General features: G+C 73.8%; 21 protein-coding genes. 16 read left to right on the forward strand and 5 right to left on the reverse strand.

Annotation, left to right across the window (positions count from 1 at the left end):
• The first annotated feature begins 67 nt into the window (after window positions 1-67).
• The 7 genes from ACZ3IG_RS30935 (at window position 68) to ygfZ (ending at window position 4,896) form a co-directional block, all read left to right on the forward strand.
• On the forward strand, window positions 68-811 hold the full coding sequence (locus tag ACZ3IG_RS30935; protein ID WP_467436188.1) for a hypothetical protein: 744 nt from the start codon (window positions 68-70) through the stop codon (window positions 809-811).
• A complete protein-coding gene (locus ACZ3IG_RS30940; RefSeq protein WP_467436189.1) occupies window positions 808-1,764 on the forward strand; it encodes a hypothetical protein in 957 nt (318 codons plus the stop codon). Before ACZ3IG_RS30935 ends, ACZ3IG_RS30940 begins: the two co-directional genes overlap by 4 nt.
• Complete coding sequence (locus ACZ3IG_RS30945; protein ID WP_467436191.1) at window positions 1,761-2,630, forward strand: hypothetical protein; 870 nt, start codon at window positions 1,761-1,763, stop codon at window positions 2,628-2,630. Before ACZ3IG_RS30940 ends, ACZ3IG_RS30945 begins: the two co-directional genes overlap by 4 nt.
• Before the next feature lie 64 nt (window positions 2,631-2,694).
• Complete coding sequence (locus ACZ3IG_RS30950) at window positions 2,695-2,829, forward strand: hypothetical protein (RefSeq protein ID WP_285442785.1); 135 nt, start codon at window positions 2,695-2,697, stop codon at window positions 2,827-2,829.
• Window positions 2,830-2,869: 40 nt separating this feature from the next.
• Window positions 2,870-3,445: a heme-binding beta-barrel domain-containing protein gene (locus ACZ3IG_RS30955; RefSeq protein WP_467436192.1), complete on the forward strand. Its 576-nt coding sequence runs from the start codon at window positions 2,870-2,872 to the stop codon at window positions 3,443-3,445.
• A 16-nt stretch (window positions 3,446-3,461) separates the two neighbouring features.
• Window positions 3,462-3,899 (forward strand): Fur family transcriptional regulator, encoded by a 438-nt coding sequence (locus ACZ3IG_RS30960; RefSeq protein ID WP_467436193.1) that lies wholly within the window; start codon window positions 3,462-3,464, stop codon window positions 3,897-3,899.
• Between the two features lie 31 nt (window positions 3,900-3,930).
• Window positions 3,931-4,896, forward strand: a complete 966-nt coding sequence (gene ygfZ, locus ACZ3IG_RS30965; protein WP_467436194.1) for a CAF17-like 4Fe-4S cluster assembly/insertion protein YgfZ — start codon at window positions 3,931-3,933, stop codon at window positions 4,894-4,896.
• A gap of 4 nt (window positions 4,897-4,900) precedes the next feature.
• On the opposite strand, the gene dtd is transcribed toward ygfZ, so the two are convergent.
• A complete protein-coding gene (gene dtd / locus ACZ3IG_RS30970; protein WP_467436195.1) occupies window positions 4,901-5,326 on the reverse strand; it encodes a D-aminoacyl-tRNA deacylase in 426 nt (141 codons plus the stop codon).
• A gap of 168 nt (window positions 5,327-5,494) precedes the next feature.
• Here dtd and ACZ3IG_RS30975 point away from each other — a divergent pair, with 168 nt between their 5' ends.
• The 3 genes from ACZ3IG_RS30975 (at window position 5,495) to ACZ3IG_RS30985 (ending at window position 8,622) form a co-directional block, all read left to right on the forward strand.
• Window positions 5,495-6,184, forward strand: a complete 690-nt coding sequence (locus ACZ3IG_RS30975; protein ID WP_467436196.1) for an RsiG family protein — start codon at window positions 5,495-5,497, stop codon at window positions 6,182-6,184.
• A 75-nt stretch (window positions 6,185-6,259) separates the two neighbouring features.
• Window positions 6,260-7,288 carry an asparaginase gene (locus tag ACZ3IG_RS30980; RefSeq protein ID WP_467436198.1) on the forward strand — a complete coding sequence of 343 codons (1,029 nt, stop codon included), beginning with the start codon at window positions 6,260-6,262 and terminating at the stop codon, window positions 7,286-7,288.
• An 80-nt stretch (window positions 7,289-7,368) separates the two neighbouring features.
• A complete protein-coding gene (locus ACZ3IG_RS30985; protein ID WP_467436199.1) occupies window positions 7,369-8,622 on the forward strand; it encodes a GNAT family N-acetyltransferase in 1,254 nt (417 codons plus the stop codon).
• A gap of 201 nt (window positions 8,623-8,823) precedes the next feature.
• On the opposite strand, the gene ACZ3IG_RS30990 is transcribed toward ACZ3IG_RS30985, so the two are convergent.
• Entirely contained in the window at window positions 8,824-9,009 is a 186-nt protein-coding gene (locus tag ACZ3IG_RS30990) for a hypothetical protein (protein WP_467436201.1), read from the reverse strand.
• A gap of 192 nt (window positions 9,010-9,201) precedes the next feature.
• On the opposite strand from ACZ3IG_RS30990, the gene ACZ3IG_RS30995 reads away from it, so the two are divergent.
• Window positions 9,202-10,116: a FadR/GntR family transcriptional regulator gene (locus ACZ3IG_RS30995; RefSeq protein ID WP_467436202.1), complete on the forward strand. Its 915-nt coding sequence runs from the start codon at window positions 9,202-9,204 to the stop codon at window positions 10,114-10,116.
• Window positions 10,117-10,124: 8 nt separating this feature from the next.
• On the opposite strand, the gene ACZ3IG_RS31000 is transcribed toward ACZ3IG_RS30995, so the two are convergent.
• Entirely contained in the window at window positions 10,125-10,334 is a 210-nt protein-coding gene (locus ACZ3IG_RS31000) for a hypothetical protein (RefSeq protein ID WP_467436203.1), read from the reverse strand.
• A 174-nt stretch (window positions 10,335-10,508) separates the two neighbouring features.
• On the opposite strand from ACZ3IG_RS31000, the gene ACZ3IG_RS31005 reads away from it, so the two are divergent.
• The 5 genes from ACZ3IG_RS31005 to ACZ3IG_RS31025 all read left to right on the forward strand — a co-directional run bounded on the left by ACZ3IG_RS31005 (window position 10,509) and on the right by ACZ3IG_RS31025 (window position 17,157).
• Entirely contained in the window at window positions 10,509-11,375 is an 867-nt protein-coding gene (locus tag ACZ3IG_RS31005; protein WP_467436205.1) for a winged helix-turn-helix domain-containing protein, read from the forward strand.
• On the forward strand, window positions 11,375-12,166 hold the full coding sequence (locus ACZ3IG_RS31010; protein ID WP_467436206.1) for an HAD family hydrolase: 792 nt from the start codon (window positions 11,375-11,377) through the stop codon (window positions 12,164-12,166). Before ACZ3IG_RS31005 ends, ACZ3IG_RS31010 begins: the two co-directional genes overlap by 1 nt.
• A 172-nt stretch (window positions 12,167-12,338) precedes the next feature.
• Entirely contained in the window at window positions 12,339-14,489 is a 2,151-nt protein-coding gene (locus ACZ3IG_RS31015) for a phosphotransferase family protein (protein WP_467436207.1), read from the forward strand.
• Window positions 14,486-15,097: a TetR family transcriptional regulator gene (locus ACZ3IG_RS31020; RefSeq protein WP_467436209.1), complete on the forward strand. Its 612-nt coding sequence runs from the start codon at window positions 14,486-14,488 to the stop codon at window positions 15,095-15,097. Before ACZ3IG_RS31015 ends, ACZ3IG_RS31020 begins: the two co-directional genes overlap by 4 nt.
• A 41-nt stretch (window positions 15,098-15,138) precedes the next feature.
• Entirely contained in the window at window positions 15,139-17,157 is a 2,019-nt protein-coding gene (locus ACZ3IG_RS31025; protein ID WP_467436210.1) for a HelD family protein, read from the forward strand.
• 7 nt (window positions 17,158-17,164) lie between these two features.
• On the opposite strand, the gene ACZ3IG_RS31030 is transcribed toward ACZ3IG_RS31025, so the two are convergent.
• A complete protein-coding gene (locus ACZ3IG_RS31030) occupies window positions 17,165-18,322 on the reverse strand; it encodes an SGNH/GDSL hydrolase family protein (RefSeq protein WP_467436212.1) in 1,158 nt (385 codons plus the stop codon).
• Between the two features lie 2 nt (window positions 18,323-18,324).
• The gene (locus ACZ3IG_RS31035) at window positions 18,325-18,918 is read right to left on the reverse strand and encodes a TetR/AcrR family transcriptional regulator (protein WP_467436213.1); all 594 of its coding nucleotides are present in this window, start codon (window positions 18,916-18,918) and stop codon (window positions 18,325-18,327) included.
• Window positions 18,919-18,947 lie beyond the last annotated feature (29 nt).

Raw genomic sequence — 18,947 nt, forward strand, 5'->3', positions numbered from 1 at the left:
TGGTGGCAGCCATGAGTCTCCTGTGCGCGCTCGCGGAACGCGCGCTTCACGTCCTGTGGGGGACATCTTGGAAGAACAAGCAGAACCAGAAGACAGAGCGGAGTCGGTACGGCCCCGGCGGAAGGGGCGTACCGCCCTGCTGATCGGCACCGCCGCCGTGCTCGGCGTGATCGCCGGCACCTGCGGCGGCTACCTCGTCCAGGCCGGCCGGGAACCGACGCGGCTGCCCGCGCTGTCGCAGGCCGCGCTCGCGCGGGGCGAGGGCGACGGGCCCGAGCCGCTGCCGGCCGCGCGGGACCGCCAGGTGCGGACCGACGGCGACCTCCGTGAGCTGCTGGTGAAGAGGCCCGGCGGGACCCGGGAGGCCGAGTGGCTGGCCGGCTACGACGGCTGGCTGGACCTGGCCGCCTACTCCGCCGGCTTCAATCGGCCGGACGGCGCCTTCGAGACCCTGGTCGAACAGGAGTTCCGCCGGGCGGCCGTCACCGGCTGGGAGACGGACGACGGCACGGTCGAGGTCCGGCTGATCCAGTTCCGGCAGGAGGAGTACGTCGCCGCCGCCGAGGCCGGTGAGGAGGCCCAGTACTGGGCCGAGCAGGGGGACACCGACAGCTGGCCGATCGCCGGTACGGGGGACGGGCGGGCGTACGTCCACAACGTGCCCGACAGCGAGGCGGGCGTCTCGCTGTACAGCGCGGAGGCGCACGCCTGGCGGGGTGACATCGCCGTGGAGATCTGGATCTACAGCGCCGAATCGATCGAGAAGAAGACGATCACCGACCTGGCCGACCGGCAGATGGAGCGGCTGTGACCGACGACCACCGCGAGGACGACCACCGCGAGGACGACCACCGCGAGGACCGGTCCGCCGCGGCGCCCGGCACGCCCTCCGCCGCCGCCCCGGAAGGACCCGCAGCGGACCTCCCGGCCTCCGCCGAGGCCGAGACGGCTCCCGTCCCGGCCGACCCCGGCGCGACCGCTGAGGCACCCGCGCCGGCCCCCGCCGCAGCCGGCCCCCGCGAGCCCGCCCGCCGGCGCCGGATCGCCGCCGTGGCCGGGTGCCTGCTGCTGGCGGCCGCCGTCGTCGGGGGCGTCGGGTACACCGGTGTCGTCGTCGACGGGGCCGACCGGGACGCCGGTGCGCCCGTGTGGGCGTCCGCGCAGGCCGCCGCGGACGAGGAGGAGGCCGAGGCCACCGGGCTGGCCGCCACCCTCGTGCCGTACCGGACCGACGGCTGGACGCGCGGCCCCGACCTCGGGGAGTTCGGCTCCGACACCGTGCTCAGCGGCGCCCAGGCGACCGCCCTGCGCAAGGAGTCGCTGCGCGGACTGCCCCGCTCGGAGCGCCGCCGGCTGGAGAAGGAGATCGACCGCCGACCCGTGGCCGGCATGGCGATGCGCAGCTACGTCCGCACGCCGGCCTTCGACGAGGGCGGGAAGGGCTCCGTCACGACCGGCATCGTGCTGGCGCAGATGGAGAGCCGGGCGGCGGTGCGGGACATGTCGACGGTCCAGAACGACTTCTTCGCGTCCCTGGACATCTTCCGCGAGGGCCCGCGGATCAAGGGCCACACCGACGCCCGGTGCTTCCTGCCGCCGGCCGACTCCGACGAGGATCTCGACCTGATGTTCTGTTCCGCGTACCGGGGCGACGTCCTGGTCACCGTCACGGCCGAGGGCGTGAAGCCGTTCGACTCCGACGGTGTCGCCGCGCTGCTGACCGAGCAGCTCGACCGCATAGCCGAGCCCGGGGAGGCGGTGTGACCGAGCGAACGGCAGAGACCGGACAGACGGCACCGACGCAGCAGCCGGAACCGACGCGGCAGCGGCCCCCCGTCGGACAGACCCCCGACACCCCACCGCCCCCGAAGGACCGCCGCTTCCTGCGCGCCGCCCTGCGCTGGACGGCCGCCGTGGCCGTCTTCGCGGTGGCCGGGGCCGGGACGGCGTACGGGATCAGCAGCCTGGAGCGGACCGACGTACCGGGGCTGGCCACCGCGTCGGACGGCCGCTGGGCCTACCCCGAGCTCACCGCGCCGCCGCTGCCCGAGGGCAGCCCCGGGCCGTTCGCCGAGACCAACCCGGCCGGTGCCCACTACGCGGACCTGCGCGAGCTGGTGCTGCCCGCGCCCGAGGGGGCGACGGAGGACAAGGCGCTGCGCGGCGACGACGGCTGGCTGGCGACGAAGGACCTGCTGGCGGAGTACGCCGAGGACGACCGGGACGAGCTGCGCCGGCAGCTCACCGACCACGGCCTGCGGCACATCGCCGCCCGCGGCTGGACCACCGACGACGGCACCCGCACCCGGATCTACCTGCTCCGGTTCGGCACCGCGGCCGTCGTGGACGAGCTGGGCGGCAACGACATCGCCAAGGTCGGCAGCCCCGCCCACACCCTGCGCGGCGCCGGCGTGTCCGTCTGGGACGAGGACTTCCCGGAGAAGGCCACGGCCACCGATGTCACCCGCATGGTGTACACCGAGGCCGAGCCCTACGGCGCCGAACACGTCCGGCAGGGCTACCTCACCGCCGGTGACGTCCTCGCCCTGGTCGTGCAGTCCCGCGAGGGCACCGCGCCCGCCGTCCCCTTCCAGCAGACCGTCGCCCTCCAGAGCCGGCTGCTCGCCTGATCCGGCAGGACGCACCTCACCCGACAGGGCCGGGCCCCGGCCGCGTAAGCTGGGCCCCGGCCCTGTGCACACCACCGCACCCCCGCTCAAGGAGCACCCCGTGGAGATCTTCTTCGAAGCCCTGCTGGTCCTGGTCTGCGTCGGCGTTCTCGCCTTCGCCGGACTGACCGTGAAGAAGCTGTTCCAGGGCCAGCGCTGACCCCCACGCCAGGAAGCACGTCAGGAAGTAAGTTCCGCTCATGATCGAGATCCCGTCCGACCTGCACAAGGACCTCGTCCCGCTCGCCTTCCTGCTCGGCAACTGGGCCGGCGCGGGCGTGCACGACTTCCCCGGCGCGGAGAAGTGCAACTTCGGTCAGGAGGTCACCTTCACCCACGACGGACGTGACTTCCTGGAGTACGCCTCCCACACCTGGGTGCTCGACAACGACGGCAACAAGGTCCGCCCCCTGGAGTCCGAGCACGGCTTCTGGCGCATCGACGCCGACCGCAAGGTCGAGGTGACGATGACCCGCGACGACGGCGTCATCGAGATCTGGTACGGCGAGATGGCCACCCAGAAGCCGCAGATCGACCTGGTGACGGACGCGGTGGCCCGCACCGCCGCCTCCCAGCCGTACACCGGCGGCAAGCGCCTGTACGGCTACGTCAAGAGCGACCTGATGTGGGTCGGCGAGAAGCAGACCCCCGAGGTCGAACTGCGCCCCTACATGTCCGCCCACCTGAAGAAGGTCGTCACCCCGGAGGACGTCGAACGCTGGGCCAAGGCCCTCCCCGACGACATGCCGGACGACGGGATCGCTTTCTTCAAGTAGTCCTAGACTCAGGGGTGTGGTGAGCACCGACTGGAAGAGCGACCTGAGGCAGCGCGGTTACCGGCTGACCCCGCAGCGGCAACTGGTGCTGGAGGCCGTGGACACCCTGGAGCACGCGACCCCCGACGACATCCTCGGCGAAGTGCGCAAGACCGCGTCGGGGGTCAACATCTCCACGGTCTACCGGACGCTGGAGCTGCTGGAGGAGCTGGGCCTGGTCAGCCACGCCCACCTCGGGCACGGGGCGCCGACCTATCACCTGGCCGACCGGCACCACCACATCCACCTGGTCTGCCGGGACTGCGCCAACGTCATCGAGGCCGACCTGTCGGTGGCCGCCGAGTTCACCGACAAGCTGCGCGAGCAGTTCGGGTTCGACACCGACATGAAGCACTTCGCGATCTTCGGCCGGTGCGAGGACTGTTCGCTCAAGGGTTCAACTACCGAGTCGTAGAGCGGCCGTGGTCCGGTCGTAGGCTGGAACCATGAAGAGCCCCCTGCTGTCCCTGCCCGGCGCCGTACCCGCCGAGGGGGTGGACGAAGGCGTCGCCGCCCACTACGGCGACCTGTTCCGCGAGCAGCGTGCCCTTGCCGACGGCACCGGTTTCGTCGACCTCTCCCACCGCGGCGTCGTCACCGTCACCGGCGACGACCGGTTGAGCTGGCTGCACCTGCTGCTCACCCAGCACGTCAGCGACCTGCCGGCCGGCCAGGCCACCGAGGCGCTGATCCTCTCCGCCAACGGACACATCGAGCACGCCCTGTACCTGGTCGACGACGGGGAGACGGTCTGGGCGCACGTCGAGCCCGGCACCCGCGAGGCGCTGGTCGCCTACCTGGAGTCGATGAAGTTCTTCTACCGGGTCGAGGTCGCCGACCGCACCGAGGACATCGCGGTCGTGCACCTGCCCGCCGGGTCCATCGCCCCCGTCCCCGAGGGCGTCGCCGTACGGGAGACGCCGTACGGGCGTGATCTCTTCCTGCCGCGCGACGAACTGGAGGCGTACGCCGCGCAGGCCGGGCCGCCGGCCGGGCTGCTGGCGTACGAGGCGCTGCGGGTCGAGCAGCACCGGCCCCGGCTCGGTTTCGAGACCGACCACCGCACCATCCCGCACGAGCTGGGCTGGATCGGCAGCGCGGTCCATCTGCAGAAGGGCTGCTACCGGGGGCAGGAGACCGTGGCCCGGGTGCAGAACCTGGGCAAGCCCCCGCGCCGGCTGGTCTTCCTGCACCTGGACGGCAGCGAGGTGCATCTGCCGGTGGCGGGGACGGAGATCCGGCTCGCGGACGAGGGAGCGGAGGGGCGGAAGATCGGCTTCATCACCACCTCCGTACGCCACCACGAGCTGGGCCCGGTCGCCCTCGCCCTGGTCAAGCGGAACGTGCCGGTGGACGCGCGGCTGGTGGCCGGGGACACGGCGGCGGCCCAGGAGACCGTCGTAGCGCCCTGAACGGTCAGATCTCCAGCAGTACGGTGAACGGGCCGTCGTTCGTCAGCGTCACCCGCATGTGCGCGCCGAAGCGGCCCGTCGCCACGGTCGCGCCCAGTGCGCGCAGCCGGGCGACCACCTCGTCGACGAGGGGTTCGGCGACGTCGCCGGGGGCGGCGGCGTTCCAGGTGGGGCGGCGTCCCTTGCGGGCGTCGCCGTAAAGAGTGAACTGGCTGATCACGAGGAGCGGTGCGTCGATGTCGCTGCAGGACTTCTCGTCCGCCAGCATCCGGACCGACCAGAGCTTGCGGGCCAGTTGCGCGGCCTTCTCCGCGGTGTCGCCGTGGGTGACCCCGACCAGGACGCACAGGCCCTCGCCCTCGAACGCGCCCACCGTCTCGCCGTCCACGACGACGCTCGCGCCGTCCGCCCTCTGTACCACCGCTCGCATGCGGCCATGATGCCGTGCGCCCCCCGGGCGCCGGCGGGCGGCCCCGTACGGGTTTCTTTTCGTCCCCGAACCCCCCATCTGGGGCCGATCGGGGGCACTCGGTCACATAGCGGCCGGACGGGGTGGCACGATGCTCCCAGACGCCGGTCGAGGGGACGGTTGAGGCACATGAGCACACCGAGTACCGGGCAGCCGTCGAGGACTGTCTCGTTGACCTATGCGGTCGGCACAGACAGGATCCGGCCGCCCGTGCAGCGCACGGACAGCCCGGAGCTGCCCGCGGATCCGCCCGCGAGCACACCGCCCGGGGGGAACACACAGACCGCGCCGGAGGCGGCGCGGACAACGGCACAGGGGGCGACGGGGAAGAACGACCTGACCGTACTGAGTCTGCCCGAGCTGCGCACGCTGCGCAGGGAAGCCCAGCGGGAGGAGGCAGACCTGAGTTATGTACGACGGCTGTTGCAGGGGCGGATCGACATCCTGCGGGCCGAACTGGCCCGGCGCGGGCCCGCCTCCGTGGTGGCCCGGGAGCAGTCGGTGGTGGAGCGGCTGTCGGAGATCCTGACGGACGGTCCGGCCCGGCACCGCTCCTCGGCCCGGCATGTGACGCTGGGCACGCCGCGCAGCGAGGAGTACCGGCAACTGGCCGCCGAGATGCTGGGCGAGGTCGAGCTGTCGGACCTCCGGGCGCGCACCGATCCGGAGCTGACGGCGGCGATGGGGCGGCTGGTGGGCTACGAGCAGCAGGTGTCCCGGCGGCGCCAGCGGCTCCAGCGCACGGCGGACGGCTGCAGCGCCGAGATCGCGCGCCGGTACCGTGAAGGGGAAGCACAAGTAGACGACCTGCTGGCGTGACGGGCCGGCCCGGTGACCCCGGGCCGACGGCTCGGCCGACCGTCCGGCGGGTCCCCTGTCGGAAGGCGACCGCCGATGCCCGCGCCCCAGCAGCCCACGTCCGGGTCCCCGTCCCCGTCCCCGTCCGAGCCCCGGTCCGGGGCCGGGGCCGGGCCTGGACCCGCCGTGCCGCCCGTCCTCGCCGAGGTCGTGCGGTCCGGGTTCGTCGAGGGCCGGCATCGCGGCAGCCTGGTGGTGCTGGGCGCGGACGGGGCGGTCGACCTGGCGCTCGGCGACCCGGCCGCCCCCGTCTTCCCGCGCTCCGCCAACAAGCCGATGCAGGCCGCCGGCGTGCTGCGCGCGGGGCTGGAGCTGGCGGGGGAGCGGCTGGCGCTGGCCGCCGCGAGCCACTCCGGGGAATCGTTTCACCTGGATCTCGTACGGACGCTGCTCGCCGAGTACGGACTGGACGCGGCTCAGCTCCAGTGCCCGCCCGACCTGCCGCTCGACCCCGAGGAGCGGGACGCGTACCTGGCCTCGGGCGCCGTACCGGACCGGCTGACCATGAACTGCTCCGGCAAGCACACCGCCATGCTCGCCGTCTGCGCCCGGCGCGGCTGGCCGCTGGAGAGCTACCTGGACCCCGGCCACCCGCTCCAGCGGCTCATCCACGAGGTGGTCGAGGAGGCCGCCGGGGAACCCGTCGACGCCGTCGGCACCGACGGGTGCGGTGCGCCGCTGATGGCGATCTCGCTGACCGGGCTGGCCCGCGCCTTCCGCTCCTTCGTCCTCGCCGCGCCGGGCTCGGCCGAACGCCGGGTCGCCGACGCCATGCGGGCCCACCCCGAGTACGTCGCCGGCACCCGCCGCGCCGACACCTGGCTGATGCGGGAGGTGCCGGGCACCTTGTCCAAGATGGGCGCCGAGGCGGTCCAGGCGGTGGCCCTGCCCGACGGCCGCGCCCTCGCCTTCAAGATCGAGGACGGGGCGACCCGGGCGCTCGGCCCGGTACTGGCCCGCGCGCTGACCCTGCTCGGCGTGGACGCGCCGGTACGGGAGCGGATCGGACGGTCACCGCTGCTCGGCGGGGGCCGCGAGGTGGGGGAGATCCGCGCCGCGTTCTGAGCCGGCCGGGGGCGGCCGGGCCCGGCCGGGGCGGTGCAGACGCCGTGACGTCCGCCGTGCGCCCGGCCTACGGTGAGCGCATGAGCAGCCGCGCCGCCATGGACGTACGCCCCGTCACCGAAGCCGAACTCCCGGACTGGGACCGGGCCTTGAACACCGGGTTCCTGCGGGAGCCCACCTCCGACGAGGAGCAGTCGGCCGCCCGGCGCGAGCAGTTCGTGCCGGGGCGGCTGCTGGGCGCCTTCGACGCCGGGCGGTGCGTGGCGACGTTCCGTTCCTTCGCGCAGGAGGTCACGGCCGTCGGCGGCGCCTTCGTACCGGCGAACGCGATCTCCCACGTCACCGTCACCCCGACCCATCGCCGGCGCGGCCTGCTGACCCGCATGATGGCCCGGGACCTGGCGGCGGCGAAGGAGCGCGGGGACGTGGTCGCCACGCTGATCGCGGCCGAGTACCCGATCTACGGACGGTACGGGTTCGGCCCCGCCACCACGATGACCGAGTGGACCGTCGACGTGCCCCGGGCCGGCCTCGACCCCCGCTGGGCCGGTCCCGCGGACGGCGGCCGGATCGACCTGGTGGACGGTGCGGACGTGCGCGCGCTCGGGCCCCGGTTCCACGAGCGGCTGCGCCGGGCACAGCCGGGCGCGGTCAGCCGTGACGAGCTGTGGTGGCGGGCGCGGACCGGTGACCTGCGCTTCGAGGCGTCCTGGACCGAGCCCTACTACGCCGTCCACCGTTCGGCGTCCGGGGAGGTCGAGGGCATGGCCGCCTACCGCGCGGACGGCACCTGGGGCGACGCCAAGCAGCCGCTGAACACGGCGACCGTGGACTGGCTGCTCGGGACGACACCGGCCGCCGAGCGCGCCCTGTGGCACTTCCTGTGCTCGATCGACTGGGTGGTGACGGTGAAGAGCGGCCGGCGCTCCCCCGACGATCTGCTCCCGCACTTCCTGCCCGACCCGCGCGCCGCCCGGATCACCACCCAGGCCGACTGGCTGTGGGTGCGGATCCTGGACGTCGTACGGGCGCTGGAGGCGCGGACGTACGGCGGTGAGGGCGCCCTGGTGCTGGACGTGGTGGACGGGGACGGGCCGGCCGGCGGGCGGTGGCGGCTGGAGGCGTCCGGGGGCCGGGCGACCTGCCGGGCGACGGCCGAGGGCGCTGACCTGGTCCTCGACGTGGGCGACCTGGCCCGGCTGTGGCTGGGCGACGAGTCGGCGGTCCGGCTGGCGGCACTGGGCCGGGTCCGGGAAGAACGAGCGGGCGCCGCCCTGGTGGCCGACGCCCTGCTGCGTACTGCCGGGCGGCCTTGGTGCCCGGACATGTTCTGAGGTGCCTCCTTCCGGTCGCTGACGGTGGCGGTGACGGTGACCGTCACGGTGTTGCCGGGCTGTGCTGTGTCGTGCGTATCCGTAGCGTGCTCTTCAGTTGTGGTTGTGGTTGTGGTTGACGTGCGGTGGTGCCGGCCCGGTCCGTCCGGACTCCCGGCTCCCCTCCGGAAGGGAGCCCGGACGGCGGGCGCGTCGCGGGGCTCAGCCCGACTGGGCGAGCAGCATGACGAGGATCACCGCGCCGATGCCGCCGATCGTGGTGTTCTTCGCCTTGATGCCGATGGACAGCGCGACGAACGCGATGATGCCCATCGGCCCGTACTTCCACTGGACGAGCTGCTCGAACCCGATGGCGAGCGCTGCGATGACGATGGCGACGAGCGGCATGGTTCCCCCCTCCGGGACGTCCCCCCGCGGGACATGGTCCCCACTGACATCCTGTTGGCCAACCCCCGTGAGGTCGGACCATGTTGTGCAAGTTGGCTGCCAACTCTTCCATACTTATCTCCGCTTGGATGCGGCTCATAACCACCTTCTTTCGAACTGTCTGAAGATGGCGAGAAGTTGTAGGGTTCGTGCGTGGAGCCGGAACACGCCACCGTCGATGGACGGAAGAGGTCACAGCGGCCGCAGCGGACCCACCGCGAGGTGGCCGACGAGCTGCGCGCCCGGATCAGGTCCGGTGAGCTGCGGGCGGGTCAGCGGATGCCCACCCAGGCGCAGTTGGCCGACGAGTTCGGCGTGGAGCGCGGCGCGGTCCGCCAGGCGCTGCGCATCCTCCAGTCCGAGCACCTGCTCACCAACGTCTCCAAGGGCAGCCCCGCGACCGTCGCCCCCGACTCCGGCAAGGCGGCGACGGGGCCGCTGGCGGCGCCCCTGCCCACCACGGTCGCCCTGGCGCCGCGGATCGCCGCCGCCTTCGACACCGCGCACGTGCGGATCGACGCGCTCTGCCTGACCTCGGTCTCGCTCACCCTCGCCATCGGGGAGCCGCTGCGCGAGATCCACGCCGGGCGGCTGAAACCGGCCAAGGTCGACCTGCGGGTCCTGCTGCCCTCCCGCGACATCAGCCTGGCGTTCCCGGTGGCGGTCGCCGGGCACCCCGGGAACAACCCCGAGGACCCCGTGCACCAGCGGTGGCTGGCCCAGCGCAACGCCCAGGGGCAGGTGCTGCGGCACAACCTGCTGTCGCTGCGCTCCATGTACGGCATCGACGTGAGCGTCACCTTCCGCGCCCTGCCCTTCACGCCGCCGGTCAAGCTGTACCTGCTCAACGGCGAGGAGGCGCTCTTCGCCTACTACACGATCGGCCGGCGGCAGCAGGAGACCGACGACGGGAGCGTGGAGATGTACGACACCGAGGGCACCAGGTCGGTGCTGTTCGCGTTCGAGCAGGGCGCCGGTCCGCGGGACGCCGGGTTCGTGGAGCAGTCACGCCGCTGGTTCGACGCGCTGTGGGGGACGATCAGTTCGGAACTGGTGCTCACGGTCTGACGCCGCCCTCACAGGGCGGGACGTGACACCAGCAGGGCGAGCACCACGGCGCCGGCCGAGCTGACCGAGGGCCTGCGGGACGTGATGCCCACGGTGAGCAGGAGCAGGCCGAGGAGGCCGGTGGCGCCGTACCGCCAGTGGAGGAACTCCTCGAAGGCGATCACGAAGGCGGTGGTGGCGTCGGTGGCGATGGTGGCGACGGTGGAGAAGGCGGGCATGGGATTCCTCCTCGGCAGGGCGGAGGTGACAAGTCCGTTGCCAACTTCGCCGAGTTGGCGACCAACTCTTTCTATCTAGTCCCACTTGGCGGTCAGCTATAAACAACTTCCCGGCAACTCCCCTAAGATGGATCACAGTTGTAGTTTTCGGACGTGACTCAGGAGAACGTTGCGGTGGACGGCAGTGAAAGGCCCTCTCCCCAGGAGATCGCAGACATCCTGCGGGAGCGGATCCGCGCCGGTGACCTCAAGGCGGGCGACCGCCTGCCCACGCAGGCGGAGCTGTCCGAGGAGTTCGGCGTGGAGCGCGGCGCCGTCCGGCAGGCGCTGCGGTCGCTCCAGGAGGACGGGCTGCTCAGCAACGTCAGCAAGGGCAGCCCGCCCCGGATCGCCGTCCCGGCCCCGGCGCACGGCGAGCCGCAGCCCACGATGGTGGCGCTGGCGCCGCGGCTGACACGGGCGTTCGGGGAGCCGGAGGTGCGGATCGACGTGGTCTGCCACACCTCCGAGACGCTGATGCTCGCCCTCAGCGAGCCGCTCCGCATGATCCACGAGGGCCGTATCCGCCCCCGGTCCATCTCCTTCCGGGTCCTGCTGCCGTCCCGGAACATCAACCTCGCCTTCCCGGTGCTGGTCGACAGCTCCGCCGGTGACAGCACCGGCGGGGCCGATCCCGTGCACGAGCGGTGGCTCCAGATGCGCGACGCCCAGGCCCGGGTCCTCCAGCACAACCTGAACGCCGTACGGTCCACCCAGCGCGTCGATGTCAGCGTCGCCTTCCGCGCGCTGCCCTTCACCCCGCCGATGAAGCTGTACCTGCTCAACGGGGAGGAGGCGCTGATCGGCTACTACATGCTGACCAGGCGTGAGGAGGAGTGGCAGAGCCGGACGCTGGAGATGTACGACGTCCTCGGCTTCGAATCCCTGCTGTTCGCGTTCCTGAAGCGGGACGGCCACCGGGACGGGACGTTCGTCGAGGAATCCCAGAAGTGGTTCGACGCCCTCTGGGAAACCATCACGACGGACCTGACACTCTCCTAGTGACTTCTGATACGCAGCAGAGCACTCCGGTGACCGCGTCGGCCGAGTACTTGCGGAAGTTGACGGCCCCCGTCCGGTACGTCCTGTGGGACCTGGACGGGCCGATCTGCCGGCTGTTCGCCGGGCACCCGGCGGGTGTGATCGCCCGTGACCTGGTGGCCGAGATCGACGCCCGGGGGCTGGGCGGATCGCTGACCGAGCGGGAACGCGCCCACCGCGACCCGCAGGCCGTACTGCTGCGGGTCAGCGAGCGGCACCCCGGCAGCGACCTGGTCGGGGAACTGGAGGAGTGGCTGACCCGGCAGGAACTCGCGGCCGTCCCGGGAGCCCGCCCCACCCCCTACGCCGATCCGCTCATCCGGACGTGGACCGCCCTGGGCGCGGTCTCGGCCGTCACCACCAACAACTCGGCGCGGGTGGCGGCGGCGTACCTGGAGACCCGGGGGCTGACCGGCTGCTTCTCCTCCTTCCACGGCCGCACCGGGGACCTCGGCCTCATGAAGCCCCACCCGCACGCGCTGCTGCGGGCGCTGACCGTCATGGGCGCCGATCCGTCCCAGGCCCTCATGATCGGCGACTCGCCGTCCGACCTCGCGGCCGCGCGGGCCGCCGGGGTCCCGTTCCTCGGGTACGCCCGGAGCGAGGAGACGGCCGCCGCCCTGGTGGACCCGGGCGCCGCCGAGCCGTGTGTCGTCACGGACCTGTCGGACGTACGGGCCGCGCTGCTCGCCCGGGGCCCCTTCGCGCCGCCCTCCGGGAGCGGCCGTCCCGCCCCGGAGGGAACATCCTGATGCGGTAAGGTCCCCGGCACACCACTGGTCGCGGCCGTGCGGGTGACACCCCGCCCTGCACCGCCCCGGCATTGCCTCTACCGTCGTCACACCAGCCCTTTTCGCACCGGAGCGACCAGTGGTCGTACCTCCCGCCGTACCTTTCGTCGTGCCTTTCGTCGTGCCTTCCCCCGTGCCTTCCCCTCCCGGTCCGCTGCGCGACCTCGTGCGGTCGGCCGTCGGTCGGGGGACGTCCGGCCAGGGCCACGACCACCGCGACCACGTCACGCTCCTGCCGCCCCGCGCGGCCGCGCTGCTCGGCCGCGCTCCCGGCGAGAGAGTCACCGTGCGCGTGCGGCGGGCCGGTGCCCCGCCCGTGGTGATCCGGACCTGGTCGGACGAGACGGCCGTCCTGAAGGCCGTACGGGAGGTGCTGCCCGGTGTGCCGGAGTGCCTGGCGCGGTGGGACGGCGGCACGGTCCATACCCATGTGGAGGGCGTCGCCCTCGGGGAGCTCTGCCCGGACGGCAAGCCCGTCGACCGTGTCCTCGTCGAGGCGCTGGCCGATCGGCTCGCGCGGCTGGCCCTGGTGCGCCGTGCCGCGCTGCCGCCGCTGCCGCCCTGGCACCGCGGCCACACGGACGGCCAGGGCTTCCTGCGCACCCTCGCCCACTGCGCCGACGTACAGATCCGGCAGGCCAACTGGCCCGGTTTCGGCGGGCTGTTCACGGCGCTCGGGCTGCCCGAGGACGCCCTGCGGCGGCTGGGGGAGCGGACGCCCTCCCTGACGCGCCGCCCGTTCGGCCTGCTCCACACCGACCTGCACCGCGCCAACGTGATCGTCTCCGACGGCCCGGACGGCCCCCGCCCGACCTGCGTCGGCTGGGAGCCGGCGGGCTACGGCGACCCCCTGCACGACCTGGCGACACACCTCGTACGGATGCGGTACCCGGCCGGTCAGTGGCCCGAGGTGATCGAGGCGTGGGCGGCGGCCGTGCGGGCGGTGCGGCCGGCGGCCGCGCACGGGCTGGACCGGGACCTGCCGCACTACGTCGCCTTCGAACGCGCCCAGTCGGTCTACCCGGACACCGTCCGCGCCGCGCGCTCCCTGGAGGAGTCGTTCAGCGGGGAGCGGCTGGCGGCGGCGACGGAGACGGTGGCGCGGGCCCTGGACGCGGCGGCGGAGCCGCTCCGGCTGCCCCGGGTGCCCGGCGGCGGCGAGATCGAGCGGGCGCTCTTCCGGTGGTGGGCGGCCCGGGACGGGGGCGGACGGCGCCCGCCCGCCCCCGCGCACCGCTGGCGCCGGGACCGGCGGGTGCCCGAGCGGGCGGACTTCCCCGACGCGTACGTGGAGCAGGCGCTGCGCGCGGAGGGCGCCGCCCCCGCGCACCGGGTCTTCAAGGGCACCGGCCACCTGAACACCGTCGTACGGGTGCCGGGCGCCGGCACCCCCGTGGTGGTCCGGCGCGAACTCCCCGTGGACCGCCGCCGGGAGCGGAGCTTCCTCAGCGAGCACTCCGTGCTGCGGGCCATCGAGCAGGCGTCCGTGGAGGTGGCGGCCCCCCGGGTGCTGGCCCTGGGCGAGAGCGGCTCCCGGGACCGGTTCGCGATCCACACGTACGTCGGTCCGGACGACATCGACCGGACCCCCCGCCACCCCGTGCACGGCCTCCTCCCGCACGAGGCGGACGGGCTCGTCGACCAGCTCCGCGCGCTGACCCGCGTGGACTACCGGCAGCTCGACCCGGTCGCCGGGCAGAACGACTTCCACGGCCGGCTGGTCGAGCGGCTCGCGTCGCTCGTCGCCGGACTGCCCGCCGAGTCCCGGCGCCACGCCCGGCTGCTCGGCCTGCCCGACGCCGACCGGCTGCGGCACATCCTGTCCCGGCAGACGGTGACCGAACGCGGCCCCTCCCTCCTGCACGGCGACCTGAACCCGTGGAACCTGGTCCGCCGCGACGACGAGCCGGCGCTGACCATCATCGACTGGGAGCTGGCGGTGGTCGGCGACCCCCTCTACGACCTGGTCCGGCACCTGCACCTCACCCCGGCCCGCCCGGAGATCCGCGCCCGGATGTTCCGCCGCTGGGAACGCTCCCTGCCGTCCGGGCACACCCGTGGCTGGCGCCAGGACTGGAAGGCGTACCGCCGGCTGGAGGCGGTGCGGTCCGCGTACATCGACCTCGACCGCATCGTCACCGGAGAGGGGCTCGACGCGCCCAACGTCCGCCGGGCCGTCGACTCCTACGCCGTCACCCTGGCGGTGGCCACCGGCGCGCTCGGCCTGCCGGCGGGCCGCCTGAGTACGGATGTGCGGCGACGGCTGCGTACGCTCGCCCCATGACCGAGCCCGGCCTGCGCGAGCGCAAGAAGCAGCGGACGTACCGCGTCCTGTCCGACACCGCCGTCCGGCTGTTCCTGGAGCGGGGCTTCGACGCGGTGTCGGTCGCCGAGGTGGCCGCCGCGGCCGAGGTCTCCAAGCCGACGCTGTTCCGGTACTTCCCGGCCAAGGAGGACCTGGTCCTCTACCGGATCGCCGACCACGAGGGCGAGGCCGCGCGGGTGGTGGCCGAGGGGCCGGACCCGGTGACGGCACTGTGGCGGCACTTCCTGGCGGGGCTGGAGCGGTGCGACCCGGTGACCGGGCTGAACGACGACCCCGAGGTGCTCGCCTTCCACCGCCTGCTCTACGGCACCCCCGCCCTCGCCGCCCGGATCCACGCCTACCAGGAACGTTCCGAGGCCGCGCTCGCCGACGCCCTCGGCGGCGACCTGGAGGCCCGGCTGGCGGCGGCCCAGATCATCGCCGTACAGCGCGTCCTCGCGCTGGAGAACTGGCGGCGGATCGCGGCCGGGGAACGGCTCGCGGACGTACGGGAGGACGCCGTGGCCGCGGCCGGGCGGGCGTTCGGACGGCTGGCCGCTGGACTCCCCGATTTTGATAGGCGGTAAATTATTTAACTCGGTAACGCCATTCCGGTACGCTCGGTGGAATGACGTCACCCGAACCCGCCCTCCGGGCCGCCCTCGCCCGGGAACGCGCCCATCACGAGCACTGCCGCGCCGCCCTCGCCGGGATGGTCGACGGTGCCCGGGACCACGTCGTCACCGACGAGGACGTCTCCGCCTCCGGTGCCGACGCCGAGGTCCTCGGACACCGGCTGCGCAGCCGCGCCAAGGCGCTGCGCGAACTGCCCGAGGGGCCGCTGTTCTTCGGGCGGCTGGACCTCGCCGAGGGCCCGCTGCACATCGGGCGGCTGCGGATCTCCGAGCACCCGGCCGCCCCGCCGCTGGTCGTCGACTGGCGGGCCCCCGTCTCCCGCGCCTTCTACCAGGCCACCGCCCGCGATCCACAGGGTGTGGAGACCCGCCGCCGGTTCGGCTGGGCGCCCGGCAGCCGGGGCGACTCCGCCGACCTCACCGGTCTGGAGGACGAGCACCTCGGCCGGGGCGAGTCCCGGGCGAGCGAGATCGTCGTCCGGGAGATCGAACGCCCCCGGGTCGGACCCATGCGGGACATCGCCGCGACCATCCAGCCCGAGCAGGACGACCTCGTCCGCGCCGCCCTGACGGAGTCGCTCTGCGTGCAGGGCGCCCCCGGCACCGGCAAGACCGCCGTCGGGCTGCACCGGGCCGCGTACCTGCTCTACACCCACCCGCGCCGGATGCGGCGCGGCGGGCTGCTGGTCCTCGGGCCCAGCCGTGCCTTCCTCGGCTACATCGAGGAGGTCCTGCCCGCCCTCGGGGAGAGCGGCGTACGGCAGTCGACGCTGACGGAGGAGATCGCCCGGCACCCGGTCACCGGCACCGACGAGGCGCGGACCGCCGCCGTCAAGCACGACGCCCGGATGGCCGAGGTGCTGCGCCGGGCGCTGTACGGGCGGGTGCGCGCCGGGGCCGCGCGGGATCTGGAGGTGCCGGACGGGTCCGTCCGCCGGCGGGTGCCGGCCGAGGAGCTGGCGCGGATCGTGGCGGACGTACGGGCCGAGGAACCCCCGTACGACACCGGGCGGGAGCGGGTACGGGCCCGGATCGTGCGGCACCTCCAGGACCGGGCCGAACGGCGCGGGGAGACCTGTGGCGCGGCCTGGGTGCGGCGGACCGGGCGGTCCCGGCCCCTCGCCGCCTGCCTGGACGCCGTATGGCCCCGGGTGCGGCCCGAGGAGGTCGTCGCCGGGCTGCTGACCGACCCGGTGGCCCTGGCCGAGGCGGCCGAGGGGGTGCTGGACGGTGCGGAGCGGGCGGCGCTGCTGTGGCGGCGTCCGCCGCGGTCGTGGCGGTCGGCGCGGTGGTCCGCCGCCGACCTGGTCCTCCTCGACGAGGCCGCCGGGCTCCTCGACCGCCCCGAGGGGTACGGCCATGTCGTCGTCGACGAGGCGCAGGACCTCTCCCCGATGGAGTGCCGGGCCATCGCCCGCCGGGCCGCCTTCGGTTCGCTCACCGTCCTGGGGGACCTGGCGCAGGGGACCACGCCGTGGGCGGCGCGGTCCTGGCGGACGGTCCTCGGCCACCTCGGCCGGCCCGACGCGGCCGTGGCGGAGCTGACCACCGGGCACCGGGTGCCGAAGGCGGTCGTCGGCCTCGCCAACCGGCTGCTCGGGCGGCTGGACGTGGACGTCCCGGCGGCCCGTTCCCTGCGCGGGGACGGTGAGCTGACGATGCGGCCGGTCGCCGGACCCGGGGACGTACCGGACGCGGTCGTGGCCGCCGTGCGCGCCGCGCTCGTCCGGGAGGGGTCGGTCGGGGTGATCGCGGCCGACGCGGACGTGGACCGGGTGCGCGCGGCCCTCGCCGCCGCCGGGATCGCGGCGGCCGGCCCCGAGGACCCCGGCGCCCGCCCGGCCGTGGTCCCGGCGCGTGCGGTCAAGGGGCTGGAGTACGACCATGTCGTCGCCGTCGAACCGGCGGCGATCGCGGCGGCGGAGGAGCGGGGGCTCAACCGGCTGTACGTCGTCCTGACCCGGGCGGTGTCGCGGCTGGACGTGGTGCACGGGCGGCCGTTGCCGTTCTGAGCGCGGTTCAGGTGAGCGGGCCGCCCGGGGAGAGGGCCAGCTCGGCGAAGCGGTCACCGATGCGCAGGTGGGTGGCGGCGTCCGGGTGCAGGCCGTCGGGCAGCGGGAGTTCGGCGTGGTCGGTCTCGCCGTACAGGGTGCGGCCGTCGAGGTGGCGCAGGTGCGGATCGTCGGCCGCGCGGTCGCGGACGATGCGGTCGAGTTCCGCGCGGACGACGGTGAGGGTGAGCTTTCCGGCGGCGACCTCGGCGGGGTCGCCGGCGGCGTGGAAGCCGAGCCGGCCCTCGGCGAGCGCGGCGGGGTCGAAGGCGGTGGGGCCGGGGGTGTCCTCGTGCAGGGGGCAGTAGAGGGGGGAGATCACCAGGAGCGGGGTCGTCGGGTGGCCCTCGCGGATGGTGTCCAGGAAGCCGTGCACGGCCGGGCCGAAGGCGCGCAGCCGCATCAGGTCGGCGTTGACGAGATTGATGCCGATCTTGACGCTGATCAGGTCGGCGGGGGTGTCCCGCATCGCGCGGGCGGTGAACGGGTCGAGCAGGGCGCTGCCGCCCAGCCCCAGGTTGACCAGCTCCACCCCGGCGCGCAGGGCGGCGCGGGCGGGCCAGGTGCCGGTGGGGTGCGCGGCGTCCGAGCCGTGGCTGATCGAACTGCCGTGGTGCAGCCAGACCTTGCGGCCCCGGTCGGGGAGGGGCTCGGCGGGGGCGTCGGCGCGCAGGGCGACCAGCTCGGTCGTCTCGTTGTGCGGCAGCCAGATCTCGACGTCCTTGTCGCGGTCCGGCAGGTCCGTGAAGCGCAGGGTGGCGGGGGCGCCGGTGCGGTGCTCGGTGCTGCCCGTGCTCAGGTCGACGGTGAGGGTGTGGCCGCCGGTGGCGGTGGCCCGGGCGTGCGGGACGCCGTCGACGAGGAGTTCGTAGACGCCGTCCGGGCGGGGCGGGGCGCCGGTGTAGAGGCGCTTGGTGGGGAGGGTGTCCAGCTCGACGGTGGTGGCGCGGGTGCGCAAGGCCAGCCGTACGCCGGAGGGCTGGCTCTCGGCCAGGGCGAGCTGCGGGTCGGCGCACTGGGCGCGGGCGCGGGCGGGGAGCCGGTGCGGCAGCAGGCCGTGCGGGGTGCGTTCGAGGTCGAGGGCGCCGCGGAGGAGACCTGGGGTGTCGAGGGCGATGGTGTGCATGGTCAGTGACCTGTCGGTGAGGGGGCGGGGGCCGCGGGCCAGTTGCGCAGCAGGGCGTCGAGGGCGTCCAGGACGCGGGTCCAGGACTCGTCGGGGCCGGGGGAACTGTGGCTGAAGCTGCCGCCCAGCTCCATGCTGACGTAGCCGTAGAAGACGCTGCCGAGGAGACGGACGGCGTGGGTCTGGTCGGGTTCGGTCAGGTCGTAGCCGCGCAGCAGCGCCCGCGTCAGCTGGGCCTGCCGGACGCCCGCGCTGGCGGCGGCGGTCTCCGGGTCGAGCCGGAGCTGGGCCGCGGCGAAGCGGCCGGGGTGCTCGCGGGCGTAGTCGCGGTAGACGTTGGCCAGGGCGGTCAGGGCGTCCCGGCCGGCCCGTCCGGCGAGCGCGTCGGCGGCCCGGTCGGCCAGCTCGTCGAGGGCGAGCAGGGTGATGCCGGTCTTCAGCTCCTGGGAGTTCCTCAGGTGGGAGTAGAGGCTCGCGACCTTGACGTCGAACCGCCTGGCCAGCGCCGACACGGTCACCTGCGCGAAGCCGGCCTCGTCCGCCAGCTCGGCACCGGCTGAGATCAGCCGCTCCCTGGTCAGTCCGGCTCTTGCCATGAGGGTCCTTTCATTTGCCTAAAACAGTA

It is taken from the genome of Streptomyces sp. NPDC016677 (assembly GCF_055562815.1).